The sequence below is a fragment of the Pseudomonas sp. PS02303 genome (assembly GCF_029959925.1).
Classification (GTDB): Bacteria; Pseudomonadota; Gammaproteobacteria; order Pseudomonadales; family Pseudomonadaceae; genus Aquipseudomonas; species Aquipseudomonas mandelii.
Genome location: NZ_JASCOM010000166.1, coordinates 1 through 13,248, shown reverse-complemented (window position 1 = coordinate 13,248; position 13,248 = coordinate 1). Strand labels below are relative to the sequence as shown.

Below are 13,248 nucleotides of genomic sequence, written 5' to 3'. Positions count from 1 at the left end.
TCGTCGAGCGATGCCCGTCCAGGGAGGGATGGCCGAGCTCGATTCTCCAGAAGGTAGCTGGTGACACGAGTGTTGAGCCCACCCAACTAGGGTGACGGAAATTTCTGGGGTTCCGGCTTACATCCCCAAAAACGTCGCCTTGACCTGCGCTTCATCGAGGATTTCCAGCAGTCGCGGCACCCCCTCACGGGTGCCCCGGTAAGTGTCGACATCGATTCGAAGGCCTGCCCGCATCAGCATGATTCTTCTTTGGAGTGCTCGGCAATTTCGAGCATGGCCTCGCGCAGGAAGAAATCCAGGGTGTTGCCGATGGTCTCGCTCATCTCCACCGTCGGCGTCCAGTCCAGCAGGCGCTTGGCGTTGGCGATGCTCGGTTTGCGGTGGGATACGTCCTGGTAGCCGGTGCCGTAGAACGCCTTGCTTTCCACGTCGCGGAAACCGGCGAACGGCGGGAAGTTGTCGCGCAACGGGTGCGCTTCGAATTGACGCAACAGTTCTTCGCCCAACTGACGAATGCTGGCCTCGTTGTCCGGGTTGCCGATGTTGATGATCTGGCCATTGCAGGCATCGTTCTCGTTGTCGATGATCCGTGCCAGCGCTTCGACGCCGTCGGCAATGTCAGTAAAGCAGCGTTTCTGCTCGCCGCCGTCGAACAGGCGAATCGGCGTGCCTTCCACCAGGTTCAGGATCAGTTGGGTGATGGCCCGGGAGCTGCCGATCCGCGCCGAGTCCAGTCGGTCGAGGCGTGGGCCCATCCAGTTGAAAGGACGGAACAGGGTGAAGTTCAGGCCTTTCTGGCCGTAGGCCCAGATCACCCGGTCGAGCAACTGCTTGGAGATCGAGTAGATCCAGCGTTGCTTGTTGATCGGGCCGACGACAAGGTTGGAGCTGTCTTCGTCGAAGTTCTGGTCCTGGCACATGCCATACACTTCGGAGGTCGACGGGAAGATCACGCGCTTGTTGTATTTGACGCAGTAACGCACCAGTTTCAGGTTCTCTTCGAAGTCCAGTTCGAACACCCGCAGCGGGTTGCGGGTGTATTCGATTGGCGTGGCTATCGCCACCAGCGGCAGGATCACGTCGCACTTCTTGATGTGGTATTCGATCCACTCGGAGTGAATGCTGATGTCGCCTTCGACGAAGTGAAAACGCGGATGGCTGCGCAAGCGGTCAATGGCATCGGAGCCAATATCGAGGCCGTACACCTCGTATCGGTCGTCGCGCAAAAGCCGCTCGGACAGGTGATTGCCGATGAAGCCGTTGACGCCCAGTATCAGCACCCGAGTGCGGCGTGGCGCGCGGCCGGACTCGGCGCCACGCAACACGGAACCGTCGACCAGCCCCAGTTCGCTGGCCAGTTGCGGACCGCTCAGGTACAAGCCGTTGTCGTTACGCTGGCCGGAGGTGATGACCAAAGAGTCTTCGCCACAGGCAATGCGCAGCGGATCGACGCTGATGACCCGGCCCGGTGCCTGGCCTGCGTTGCCCTTGGCAACTTCTGCGCTCCAGACGATCAGCTTGTGTTCGCCAACGGCACAGAACGCGCCTGGGTACGGCTGGGTGACGGCGCGGACCAGGTTGAACAGTTCTTCGGCGGGGCGCTTCCACACAAGCTTGCCGTCGGCCGGGGTGCGACGTCCGAACACCGTGGCTTTGGATTCATCCTGCGGGGTTTCGCTGACGGTGCCTTGACGCAACGCCGGCAAGGCATCGCGCAGCAGGTCGATGGCGGCCACACGCAATTTGCCGTGCAGGCTCAACGCCGTGTCGCTGCGTTCAATGGCCACCCGTTGCTGGGCGATGATTGCGCCGGCGTCGGCGCGCTTGACCATACGGTGAAGGGTCACGCCGGTTTCACTTTCACCGTTGACCAGCACCCAGTTGGCCGGTGCCCGTCCCCGGTAGCGTGGCAACAACGAACCGTGCAGGTTGAACGCACCTTTGCGTGCCGTGGCCAACAGCGGTTCGCTCAGCAGCTGGCGGTAGTAGAACGAGAACAGGTAATCGGGTTTCAGCTTGCTGATGCGCTCGATCCACAACGGATGGTTGGCATCTTCCGGGGCATGAACCGGGATGCCCTTGCGCGCACACAGTTGCGCCACGGAGGCGTAAAACGCGTTTTCCTTCGGATCATCGGCGTGGGTAAACACCGCGGCGATCTCGAAGCCTGAGTCGAGCAGGGTTTCGATGCCGGCACAGCCGATATCGTGATAGGCGAAGACAACAGCTTTTGCGCTCATGAGAGAACCTGATCGGAAGAAGTGTTAGTGAGGCCGTCGACGGTGACAACGGGTGCTGGCGTGGCGGGTTGGCTACGCAGGACTTTCTCGACGAAGAATCGGGGGCGGGCGCGGACGTCGCTGTACATGCGGCCCAGGTATTCGCCCAACAGGCCCATGCCGATGAACTGCCCGCCGGTGAACACAAACAGCACGGCGAACAACACGAATGTGCCGTCGCCGGCCCATTCGGCGCCGAACACCAGGCGCAGGACGATCAACGCCGTGGCGAACAGCAAGCCGAGTCCGGCCATGGCGAAACCGACGATGCTCAGCAACCGCAGCGGCGTGGTGGTCATGCAGGTGATCAGGTCGAACATCAGGTTGACCAGGCGCATGGGGCTGTATTTGGATTCGCCGTGTTCACGTTCGGCGTGGGTCACCAGGATCTCCGTGGTGTGCCGGGCAAAGCTGTTGGCCAGGATCGGAATGAAGGTGCTGCGTTCGCGGCAGGCGAGCATCGCGTCGACGATGCTGCGGCGGTAGGCGCGCAGCATGCAGCCGTAATCGCTCATGGCCACACCGGTCGAGCGCTGTACGGCCAGGTTGATCAGCTTCGACGGCCAGCGGCGCAGCGCGGAGTCCTGGCGGTTGTTGCGTACCGTGGCAACCACGTCATAGCCCAGCTCGGCCTGCGCCACCAGGCGAGGGATTTCTTCCGGCGGGTTTTGCAGGTCGGCGTCGAGGGTGATCACCACATCGCCTTTGCACTGCTCGAAACCGGCCATGATTGCCGCGTGCTGGCCGTAGTTGCGGTTGAGAATGACCGCCACCACCGGGCTGCACTCTCGATTGGCGGCCTCCTCGAGGATTTGTGCGGAGTTGTCGCGGCTGCCGTCATCGACCAGCACGATTTCATAGTCATGGCGCAACAAACGGCAGGCCGCTTCGGTCCGCCTGAGCAGCTCGGGCAGGCTGTCCTGTTCGTTGTAGACCGGGATGACGATCGACACGCAACGGATCGGATACGGTTTCACAGGCTTTTTTCCAGTGTGTTTTCGATGGCGTCGACGACACGATTGACGTCATCGGTGGTCATGTCGGGGAACAACGGAATCGAGCACAGGCGCTCCGAGTTCCATTCGGTGTTGGGCAGGTGAAGGTCAGGGAAACGCTGGCGGTACCAGGTGTGCAGGTGCGTGGCGATGAAGTGAATGCCGGTGCCGATGTTCTGTTCCTGCAAGGCCCTCATGAAGGCATCGCGATCCAGTCCGCAGCGCTCGGCGTCGATGCGCAGGACGAACAGGTGCCACGCGTGCCGCTGCGGATACGTCGGGATGGCCAGCGGTTGCACCGGTAAACCTTCGAGGCGTTGCAGGTAGGTGCGCGCCAGCTCGGTGCGCTTGGCGTTGATCGCACCCAGACGCTCCAGCTGCACCAGGGCGATGGCGGCATTGATGTCGGCCAGGTTGTATTTGAAACCCGGCTCCATCACTTGTGCCTGAGGTCTGCGACCGTGGGTCAGCCGATCGTAGGCATCAACGCCCAGCCCATGAAACTTGAGCATGCGTACCCGGTTGGCCAACGCGGTGTCGTCGCTGACGAACATCGCGCCCTCGGCGCAGGTCATGTTCTTGATCGCGTGGAACGAGAAGATCGCCGTGCCTTTCGCGCCGACATGTCGACCTTTATAGAAGGTGCCTGCTGCATGGGCGGCGTCTTCGATGACTGGGATGCCGTGTTTGTCGGCCAATGCGTAAAGTGGATCAAGGTCGAAGGCGGCACCGGCGTAATGCACCGGAATGATTGCCCGGGTGCGCGGCGTGATCGACGCCTCGATGCTGGCCAGGTCACACATGAGCGTGTCGCGGTCAACGTCGACAAAGACCGGTTTGGCACCCAACAGGCAAATCATGTTGGCCGTGGACACCCAGGTCTGCGACGGCGTAATGACTTCATCGCCCGGACCAATGCCCAATGCCAGTAACGTGATATGCATACCACCAGTGGCCGAAGAAAGTGCAACGGCATGACGGCAGCCGACATAGTGGGCAAATTGCTCTTCCAGTTGCTGGGTTTTCGGCCCGGTAGTGATCCAGCCGGAGCGCAATACTTGCTCTACGGCTGCGATTTCCTCATCGCCGATAGTCGGGCGGGAGAAGGGGAGAAACGCCTCATTCATAAGAATCTCCGGGCGAACGGCTTCCTTCAGCAAAATCGCCGAAAGAAGCGTGTTTTCAAGGGGTTGACTACCGGAGCAGGAAGCCATCAATTGACTTTCCGGGCCGCGACCGGCAGCGTGACGACCCACAAGGGCTCGTCGGGTTGATTGAAGGTTATGCCCGATTTTGTGAAAGGAACATGAAAAACCGGTCTTCGAATCGTTTATCTGAAAGTCATACAGCCACTGTTCAGACTTCTGCCGTTTATCGCGATTTTTAGAAGAGAAGTCCTGCGGAAGTGTTCCCCTTTATATGAACAATGTTTCAATCCTTAGTTGTATTTACTGAATTGTTTCCACTCAAGGCCGTTTCGTTTGATTGACTTAGTTAATACCCACTCTGTTGCTTCGAAGACCAACCCGATGACTGTCTACCTGGCCCGACTGGCGCCCTCCAGTCAGTTGACCATGCGCTACGTTTTGCAGGATGCGGCCGACCGTTTGGGTTTCGAAGACATGAACGTCGAGGAGATTCCCTGGCATCAGCTCCAACCCGACAATGTGATTGCGCTGGTCGCGGCATTGCGCGAAGACGGCTACGCACCGAATACCTCGTCGCTGTACGTCAATGCGGTACGCGGGGTGATGAACGAAGCGTGGCGCATGAGCCTGATCAGTCAGGAACACTTGCTGAAAATGCGCTCGGTGAAAGGGATTGCCGGCACGCGTCTGTCCCAGGGGCGCAACCTCAGGCGCTCGCTGATTCAGGAGATGATGGCGGTGTGTGCCGCCGACCCGCGTCCTCAAGGCTTGAGAGACGCCGCCATCATCGGGATTTTGTACGGTTCGGGAATGCGCAAATCCGAGTCGGTGAACCTGGACCTGTCACAGGTGGATTTCAGCGAGCGCAGCTTGCGGGTCACCGCCAAGGGCAACAAGCAGTTGATCAAATACGCCCCGGCTTGGGCCTTTGAAAAACTGCAGGCCTGGCTGGAACTGCGCCGTTCGCACCTCAAGGAAGGCGAGGTTGACGACCCGTTCCTGTTCAACCGCATCCGTCGCGGCAGCCACATCACCCGCGAGCGCATCACCAAGCACGCGATCTATTACATCGCCCGGCAGCGCGGTGCGCAGGTCGGGGTAAAGATCATGCCGCATGATTTCCGGCGCTCGTTCATCACCCGGGTGATCGAAGAGCATGACCTGTCGATCGCGCAAAAACTCGCTCATCACAGCAATATCCAGACGACGGCCAACTACGATGTGCGCGACGACAACGAGCGGCGTCGGGCGGTGGATCGCTTTGATCTGTGATGGCGTGGATTCAGGGTTCACTCAGCACATGGGCATGGCCGATGGTTGATACGTGAACCTCGCTGCCAGCGGGCGGCGCGTACAGGCCAGAGCTGCGCACCATCAGTGATCGACCGTGCGGGTCGCCGGCGACGGCAGGCTGCAACTCCACGGTCAAGGTGCAGGTGTTGCCGCTGAAATCCCGCTCGGTCACCACGGCGCGGCACCCGGCGACTTCGGTCGGGCTGGGCTGGATGCTGACCAGTTGCAGCTGCTCGGGGCGCAGCATGATCTGCGCCGCATTGTTATTACGGTGGTTGTTAACCGGAATACGGCCCAGATCGCAATGGGCCCACCCGGCCTCGATCCTGGCGGGCATGACCACGGCATCTCCAAGAAACAGCGCAGTTTGTTCGTCGTCGGGATAGCGGTAAAGGTCCAGCGGATGGCCCGACTGCACCAGCCGGCCGTCACGCATTACCGCTAACTGATCGGCGAACGACAAGGCTTCGCTCTGGTCATGGGTGACCAGGATGGTGGTGACGCCGGCGTCGGACAGCAATCGCGCGACCATTTTGCGCATTTCGCCCCGCAGGCCGGTATCAAGGGCCGAAAACGGCTCATCCAGCAACATCAGCCGTGGTTGCTGCGCCAACGCACGCGCCAGCGCCACTCGCTGTTGCTGACCGCCGGAAAGCTCATGGGGCCAACGTTGGGCCATGCTCGAGTCGAGGGCCACGCTGTCCATCAACTCAGCGATTCGCTGGTGCTTCGCCTCGCCTTTGGTCGACAGCCCGAAACCGATATTGGCGGCCACCGTCATGTGCGGGAACAGCGCGCCGTCCTGGGGGACATAGCCGATCAAGCGCTGATGCGCCGGGACTTCATGGGTGTCGTCGACGAGTGTCTGGCCGTCGAGCGAAATACTGCCCGTGTCCGGGAATTCGAAACCGGCGATCATCCGCAGCAACGTGGTTTTGCCGGAACCCGAGGGGCCAACGATGACTGTCCGGCTGCCTTTTGGCACCGACAGGCTGACGTTCTCCAGCGCTCGCTGAGAACCGTAATATTTGCAGATCGCGTGCAGTTCCAGAGCGTTCATCGTCCAGCCGTTCGTTTGGATTGGTAATAAAGAATTGCGGTCAACGGAAGCGACAGCACAATCATCAGCAGGGCGTAGGGGGCCGCGGCGGCATAGTCGATTTCGCTGGTCATGGCCCAGAAACCGGTGGCCAGGGTGCGCGTGCCGTTGGGGGCGAGCAGCAGGGTCGCGGTCAGCTCATTGGTGATCGCCAGAAACACCAGCGCGGCACCGGCGGCGGCACCGGGCGCGGCCAGGCGCAGAGTGATCAGCCACAGTGCCCGCGCAGGCGAGCGGCCGAGGCTGCGCGCCATGTTTTCCAGTTCGACCGGTGCCTGCGCGATGCCCGCACGCAAACTCACCAGGGCGCGGGGCAAAAACATCAGCAGATACGCCAACAGGACGGTGATCGTGGTCTGGTAGATCGGTCGGGCGAAATGGATGGTGATAGTCACCAACGCCAGGGCCACGACGATCCCGGGCAATGAACTGGTGATGTAGTTGCAGCTTTCCAGCAACCGCTGCAGCCGACCCGGCGAGCGAATCGACAGCCAGGCGATCGGGATGGCGGCGCAGGTGGTCAGGACTGCGCCGCAAATCCCCAGCAGCAGGGTTTGTTCCAGCGCCGGCACAAGCTCTGCCAAGTCCCAGACTTGCGTGCCGCCCGCGATCAGCCATTTGCCCAAGGTGATCAGCGGCACACCCAAGGCCAGGGCGCAGGTGGTGATTTGCAGCATCAACCCCAGCACCGTGGCTTGAGCGTCCAGGCGCACCACCCGTTGTTCACGCGCGCTGCCGGAACCGACCCGGGCGTAACGCGCCGTACCGCGAGCGGCCGACTCGGCGGTCAGCATCACCAGGCAACACAGGGCGAGCACGCTGGCCAGCATATGGGCAGCGGGGCCGTTGAAGGTGGATTTGAACTGATCGAAGATCGCCGTGGTGAAGGTGTCGAAGCGGATCATCGCGTACAGGCCATATTCGGCCAGCAGGTGCAGGCCCACGAGCAACGCACCGCCACAGATGGCCAGGCGCAGTTGCGGCAACACCACACGAAAGAAGATCGCCCAGGGCTTGAGCCCCAGGGATTCGGCCACGTCTTCGATCGCCGGGTCGAGCCGGCGCAACGTCGCTGCAATCGGCAAGTACAGGAACGGGAAGTAGGCGATCACCGAGACCAGAACCCCGGCAAACAGGCCGTGAATCGGTGGTACCAGGCTGACCCAGGCATAGCTGTGCACGAAGGCCGGCACCGCCAGCGGCGCGATCGCCAGCAACGACCAGCCACGTCGCCCGGGCAGGTTGGTGCGCTCCGTCAACCAGGCCAGGGCCAGGCCCAGGCTGATGCACAACGGAATCGTGATCACCACTAGCAACACGGTGTTGATCAGTAACTCGCCGACCCGAGGCCGGAACACCAGCGGCACCAGCGTTGCCCAGCCGGTTTGTATCGACACGCCGATGACGAAGGCAATCGGCATCAGTGCCAGCAACGACACCAGCACCGACAAACCGATTACCCAGGCGCCACCGCGACCGGCGAAGACGCCACGGGCGCGTCGTCGCAGGTTGACGGGTATCGCCGCGGGGATACCGGTTGGCAGGGATTCAGGGATCAATTAGAGCAGCCCCGCCTGAGTCATCAGGTCCACGGCTTTTTTGCTGTCGAGTTTCGACGCATCGACCATCGGGGCGTCGAGTTGCGACAAAGGCACCAGTTTCGGATTGGATGGGGCGTTTTTGCCCACGGCGTATTCGAACGACTTGCCAGTCTTGAGGATGTCCTGGCCGTCCTTGCCGGTGATCCATTTTAGCAACGCCTGGGCTTGTTCCTTGTGCTTGCTGGACGCCAATACGCCGCCCCCCGAGACGCTGACAAAGGCCCCCGGGTCCTTGTGCTTGAAGTAGTGCAGGGCCGTGTTGTTGCTGTTTTCGCCGGTCTTGGCTTGATCGCCGAAGCTGTAATAGTGATAGATCACGCCGCTGTCGATCTGCCCGGCATTCACCGCCTTGAGCACGGCGCTGTTGCCGCGATAGGCCGTAACGTTGTTTTTCATCCCTTTGAGCCATTCCAGCGTTGCGGCTTCACCCTTGAGTTCCAGCACTGCAGCGACGATTGCCTGGAAGTCAGCACCGGCCGGAGAAGCGCCCCAACGACCTTTCCACGCCGGACCCGCGAGGTCCATCAGTGATTTCGGCAAGTCGGCCTCGGGCAGTTTCGCAGGGTTATAGACAAACACGGTTGAGCGCGCGGCAATCCCGACCCATTTGCCATGGGCAGGACGATAAGCCGCCTCGACTTGCTCCAGCGTCGTCGGGGCAACCGGCGCAAACAGGCCGGCGTTGTCCACCAGCACCATCGCCGGGGAGTTCTCGGTCAGGAACACATCGGCCGGGGACGCGGCGCCTTCCTGCACGATCTGATTGCCCATCTCGGTATCGTCACCATTGCGCACGGTGACCTTGATGCCGGTTTCCTTGGTGAAGCCCTCGACCCAGGCTTTGGTCAGGCTTTCGTGCTGCGCGTTGTAGACCACAATGCCGTCATCCGCTGCAAACACCTGTGTGGCGCCGAGCAGGGCGGTGGCCAGCAAGGCCGCTTTGAGGAAGGAAGGGGTAGGGGTGAACATTCTGTCGGCAGCTCCTGTTCTTTTGGAAGGCATGCACGTCCATTCGCGGATCAATCAATGCGAACCATTTGCATGTTTGAATCGCAGGGAATGTAGAGCTCAAAATGAGAAAAAAACGTCAAAGAAACCGTTAATACATGTCATTTACATTCAGATTAGCAGCACCTCGGCCCCTTGCCCGATGGGTCTGAATCAAACGGTGTGGTCACTGGCTCGATGGGCAGCCTTTCGAAGTTCCGCCGGCCGCCTGATTGATCGCAGCGGCCAGACGCTTGACGTTGTTCTGATGGGCCACCACCAATTCATCAATGCTGGGACCGGAAGGTGACTGCAACGTGCTGCGGCAAGTAATCAGCGTGTTATCACTGTCGCCAAGGCTGCGCAGGCGCCATTTGACATCGATCAGCGCGTATTGCCCTGGAATCGAGTCGAAGCGCTGCACATCCAGGCGCAGTGACATTTTGCGTTGTGAGTGGCTGTTGAGCAGTTGGTCAACCATGGCGCTGCGCAATTCATCCACCAGGCTCGCGGCCCACCATTCGGTTTCGAGTATCGCCAGGCCGCTGTTGCCCTGGCGGATCACGATCTGCGGACGATCGACCTGGGGCGGCACGCTGATGCTTTCAATCTCGATCTCCGAGGTAGCGCCTCTGGATTGATTACCCAATTGCGCCGGAATCAGGGTGTGAAACTGAATCGGATCACTGCGGCAAGCGGTGAGCAGTAACAGCGCGGTGACCAAGGTGATCTTCAGCGAAAAAGCCATGGTGTTGCTCCTGTGGTCAGTTGCGCGGTGGCGCCTGCAGATCCATCGGTGCGGCGTTGTTGGGGCGGCCGCGAATCAGCGATTCCGGATGCCGTCCCAGGTAATCCGAGAGCTCCCGCAAGGAGCGCGACATGCGTCCGAGTTCGTCCAGGGTCTGGGTCAGTTGTTCGCGCTGCGGTGAGTCTTCGGCGAGCGTCGAACTGGCCGATTGCAGGGTCTTGCTGACGTCGGCCAGGGTGGTTTGCACGCCCGGCAGCGTCTTGGCGTTGAATTGGGCGAGGCCTTTGCGCAGTTCGACGAGGTTACTGTCCAGATTGCCGGCAATTCGCTCGATCGGCAGTTGGTTGATCTTGTTGACCATGCCTTCGAGTTTTTCCTGCAACTGTTCGAGGCTGCCGGGAATGGTCGGAATACTGACCGGACGGGCGCTTGGATCGAACGCGACTTTCTCAGCCTTGGGGTAGAAATCCAGTGAGATGTACAGCTGGCCGGTCAGCAGATTGCCGCTGCGCGCCTGGGCGCGCAGACCGTTCTCGATAAAGGAACCCATCAAGCGCACGCCTGCGGCTTCATCATTGGGATCATGATTGAGCGCCTTGAGCATTTTGGTATGGGCCGAACCCAGGCGCTGCGGGTAGATCACGATGCCAACGTTGACCGGGAAGCTGCGCTTTTTCGCATCGAAATCCAGATTGATCGACACCACTTTGCCGAACTCCACGCCGAGGAATTCCACCGGTGCATCGACTTTGAGGCCCCGCAGGGCCTGGTCGAAACGCAGGCTCAAGTATTGGCCCTTGCCACTGGGCGGGGCGAGGGCGGTTTGCTGGTCTGGGAACAGTTCATAGGCATACTCTTCGGCCGCCGGTTTATCGTTGGGGCTGTACTCCGGCGCGCGGAAGGCGATGCCGCCCACCAGCAGCGATGACAACGACTCGGTCTTCACCGCGAAGCCATTGGCGCCGACGCTGACATCAATACCGCTGGCGTTCCAGAACCGGGTGTTTTCGGTGACATAGGCATCGTTGGGCGCGTGAATGAACAAGTCGATGTTCACACCGTTGCCGTCAGGGTCCAGCGCATAGGCCACCACCTGGCCGACCGGAATTTTCCGGTAATAGACCGGCGAGCCGATGTCCAGCGATCCGAGGTCCTGGGTGTGCAAGGTAAAGCGTTTGCCCGGTTCGCCATAGGTAATCGCTGGCGGGTTTTCCTGGCCTTTGAAGTGTTTCGAGCGGGTGTTGGACTGGCCGATATCCGCGCCGATGTAGTCACCGGAGAACAGGGTATCGATGCCCGACACGCCGCCGGCACCGATACGCGGACGCACCACCCAGAACTGTGAGTCTTCACGGGTGAAGCTTTCCGCCTGTTTGGCCAGTTTGATCGTAGCGTTGACACTCTTCTGGTCGCTGCTCAGTTCCACGTCCGAGACCTGCCCGATCACCACATTGCGGTATTTGACCTCGGTCTTGTTGGCAGTCAGGCCGCTGCCGGTCTTGAACGTGACCGTGATGGTCGGGCCTTCCTGCATCATGCTGTGGACCACCAGGGAAATGCCCACCAGTACTGCGACGATTGGCACGATCCAGACCAGCGAAACGCTGAAACGACGAGTCTTGATTGGGGCCTGGCCAGGGGCTTGCGGCCCGTCAGTGGCTTGCGACTTCATCCATGTCCTCCTCGGTGTGTGAGTTTTTATCCTGCTCGTTATCCCAGATCAGACGCGGGTCGAAACTCATCGCTGACAGCATGGTGAACACCACCACCAGTCCGAAAAACAGAATGCCCGGACGCGGTTCGATATCGGCCAGGGCTTGAAACTTCACCAGTGAGGCCACCAGGGCCACCACGATCACGTCGAGCATGGACCAATAACCGATGAGCTCGACGAAGCGGTATAACGTCGATCGTTCCTTGCGCGCCCATAGGCTGTTGCGATGCACCGTAATCAGCAGCAGCATTAACGCGACGAACTTGACGCCCGGCACCGCGATGCTGGCGATAAAAATGATCAGGGCGATGTCCCAGGCACCGTGCTGCCAGAAATCCAGCACGCCGCCCATGATTGTGCTGTCAGCTCCGTTGCCGACCATCTTGGTGTTCATCACCGGCAGCAGATTGGCCGGGACGTAAAACACCAATGAGGTCAGCAGGTAGGCCCAGGTGCGGGTCAGCGAGTTGGTTTTGCGCCGATGCAACGGCGCGCCGCAGCGCTCGCATTCGTGCGGTTCACCTGTCATGTCGCAGGCCAGTCCGCAGCTGTGGCACAGGCAGAGGTTGAGTTCGCTGGCGACCGGAGGCGTTGTCATAGAATGTCCCACAGCTCACGGATATCGCGCCCGGCGATGCGGATCATCATCAGGCTGAGCACAGCCAGGGCAAACAGACCAATGCCGGGCAGCACATCCAGCAACCCGGCGAGCTTGATCACCGCAACCATGGCCCCCAGCAGACAGACTTCGAGCATGCTCCAGGGCCGCAGGGTTTCCAGCCAGCGCATGCAGAAGCTGAAACCGGGCGAGCGCCGGGAGGCGAGGGCATAGCTCAGCACCCAGATCAGCAGCAACAGCTGGAAAATCGGCGCGATGATCATCGCGATCGCCGCCACCATGGCAATGAACGTGATCGGCCCCAGGCTCAGGGCCAGCACCGAGTCCCAGAGGGTTGCGCTGTTTTTCAAGCCTTTGAGGCTGATGCTCATGACCGGGTAGAAATTGGCGAAAATCCACAGCATCAACGCCGTCCAGGTCAACGCCAGGCGTTGTTCCACCGTCAGGCCGTTATAGCGCTGGAGCACACCGCCGCAGCGCGTGCACAGGGTTTTTTGATGTTTGGCGAGCGTGACTTTTTCATACACGCAGTCGCAGTGCTCGCAGATGATCAGTTGGTCAGTCGTAGCCATTGGCCGCACTCGCCAGGACGCAGGAAAGTCAGAGCACCTCCTCAATATAGAAGTGCCTTGCGATTGAGCAAATCGAAAGGCCTAAACAACTGATTGACCGCGTTATCGTTTATCGCGAGCAGGCTCACTCCCACAGGGATCGTCGTCGTTCACAAATGCTGTGTCCGCCGAAAATCCCCTGTGGGAGTGAGCC

11 protein-coding genes and 1 pseudogene are annotated in these 13,248 nt (G+C 60.4%); 1 reads left to right on the top strand and 11 read right to left on the bottom strand.

Going from position 1 to position 13,248, the window contains the following annotated elements:
* Positions 1-129: 129 nt before the first annotated feature.
* From QMX98_RS25350 to arnB, 4 genes and pseudogenes are all read right to left on the bottom strand, one after another.
* Positions 130-237: pseudogene (locus QMX98_RS25350) on the bottom strand (4-deoxy-4-formamido-L-arabinose-phosphoundecaprenol deformylase); the annotation flags it as partial.
* Complete coding sequence (arnA, locus tag QMX98_RS25345; protein ID WP_282411542.1) at positions 234-2,240, bottom strand: bifunctional UDP-4-amino-4-deoxy-L-arabinose formyltransferase/UDP-glucuronic acid oxidase ArnA; 2,007 nt, start codon at positions 2,238-2,240, stop codon at positions 234-236. The gene arnA and the pseudogene QMX98_RS25350, both read right to left, overlap by 4 nt.
* The gene (gene arnC, locus QMX98_RS25340) at positions 2,237-3,256 is read right to left on the bottom strand and encodes an undecaprenyl-phosphate 4-deoxy-4-formamido-L-arabinose transferase (protein WP_083376803.1); all 1,020 of its coding nucleotides are present in this window, start codon (positions 3,254-3,256) and stop codon (positions 2,237-2,239) included. The genes arnA and arnC overlap by 4 nt, the downstream gene beginning before the upstream one ends.
* Complete coding sequence (gene arnB / locus QMX98_RS25335) at positions 3,253-4,401, bottom strand: UDP-4-amino-4-deoxy-L-arabinose aminotransferase (RefSeq protein ID WP_282411541.1); 1,149 nt, start codon at positions 4,399-4,401, stop codon at positions 3,253-3,255. Before arnB ends, arnC begins: the two co-directional genes overlap by 4 nt.
* A gap of 402 nt (positions 4,402-4,803) precedes the next feature.
* Between arnB and QMX98_RS25330 the strand changes: the two genes are divergently transcribed.
* A complete protein-coding gene (locus tag QMX98_RS25330; protein ID WP_010460071.1) occupies positions 4,804-5,694 on the top strand; it encodes a tyrosine-type recombinase/integrase in 891 nt (296 codons plus the stop codon).
* 10 nt (positions 5,695-5,704) lie between these two features.
* On the opposite strand, the gene QMX98_RS25325 is transcribed toward QMX98_RS25330, so the two are convergent.
* From QMX98_RS25325 to QMX98_RS25295, 7 genes are all read right to left on the bottom strand, one after another.
* Entirely contained in the window at positions 5,705-6,775 is a 1,071-nt protein-coding gene (locus tag QMX98_RS25325; protein ID WP_172790879.1) for an ABC transporter ATP-binding protein, read from the bottom strand.
* A complete protein-coding gene (locus QMX98_RS25320) occupies positions 6,772-8,322 on the bottom strand; it encodes an iron ABC transporter permease (RefSeq protein ID WP_282411543.1) in 1,551 nt (516 codons plus the stop codon). The genes QMX98_RS25325 and QMX98_RS25320 overlap by 4 nt, the downstream gene beginning before the upstream one ends.
* A gap of 51 nt (positions 8,323-8,373) precedes the next feature.
* Complete coding sequence (locus tag QMX98_RS25315) at positions 8,374-9,384, bottom strand: iron ABC transporter substrate-binding protein (protein ID WP_282411540.1); 1,011 nt, start codon at positions 9,382-9,384, stop codon at positions 8,374-8,376.
* A 205-nt stretch (positions 9,385-9,589) separates the two neighbouring features.
* A complete protein-coding gene (locus QMX98_RS25310; RefSeq protein WP_169857780.1) occupies positions 9,590-10,150 on the bottom strand; it encodes a PqiC family protein in 561 nt (186 codons plus the stop codon).
* 16 nt (positions 10,151-10,166) lie between these two features.
* On the bottom strand, positions 10,167-11,822 hold the full coding sequence (locus QMX98_RS25305) for an MlaD family protein (RefSeq protein ID WP_282411539.1): 1,656 nt from the start codon (positions 11,820-11,822) through the stop codon (positions 10,167-10,169).
* Positions 11,803-12,462: a paraquat-inducible protein A gene (locus QMX98_RS25300; protein ID WP_102593783.1), complete on the bottom strand. Its 660-nt coding sequence runs from the start codon at positions 12,460-12,462 to the stop codon at positions 11,803-11,805. The genes QMX98_RS25305 and QMX98_RS25300 overlap by 20 nt, the downstream gene beginning before the upstream one ends.
* The gene (locus tag QMX98_RS25295; RefSeq protein ID WP_010460085.1) at positions 12,459-13,055 is read right to left on the bottom strand and encodes a paraquat-inducible protein A; all 597 of its coding nucleotides are present in this window, start codon (positions 13,053-13,055) and stop codon (positions 12,459-12,461) included. The genes QMX98_RS25300 and QMX98_RS25295 overlap by 4 nt, the downstream gene beginning before the upstream one ends.
* Between the last annotated feature and the right edge of the window lie 193 nt (positions 13,056-13,248).

Coding starts and splice junctions, on each gene's coding strand:
- arnA (WP_282411542.1), bottom strand. CDS start 2,240: ATGAGCGCAAAAGCTGTTGTCTTCGCCTATCACGATATCGGCTGTGCC.
- arnB (WP_282411541.1), bottom strand. CDS start 4,401: ATGAATGAGGCGTTTCTCCCCTTCTCCCGCCCGACTATCGGCGATGAG.
- QMX98_RS25330 (WP_010460071.1), top strand. CDS start 4,804: ATGACTGTCTACCTGGCCCGACTGGCGCCCTCCAGTCAGTTGACCATG.
- QMX98_RS25325 (WP_172790879.1), bottom strand. CDS start 6,775: ATGAACGCTCTGGAACTGCACGCGATCTGCAAATATTACGGTTCTCAG.
- QMX98_RS25315 (WP_282411540.1), bottom strand. CDS start 9,384: ATGTTCACCCCTACCCCTTCCTTCCTCAAAGCGGCCTTGCTGGCCACC.
- QMX98_RS25310 (WP_169857780.1), bottom strand. CDS start 10,150: ATGGCTTTTTCGCTGAAGATCACCTTGGTCACCGCGCTGTTACTGCTC.
- QMX98_RS25305 (WP_282411539.1), bottom strand. CDS start 11,822: ATGAAGTCGCAAGCCACTGACGGGCCGCAAGCCCCTGGCCAGGCCCCA.
- QMX98_RS25300 (WP_102593783.1), bottom strand. CDS start 12,462: ATGACAACGCCTCCGGTCGCCAGCGAACTCAACCTCTGCCTGTGCCAC.
- QMX98_RS25295 (WP_010460085.1), bottom strand. CDS start 13,055: ATGGCTACGACTGACCAACTGATCATCTGCGAGCACTGCGACTGCGTG.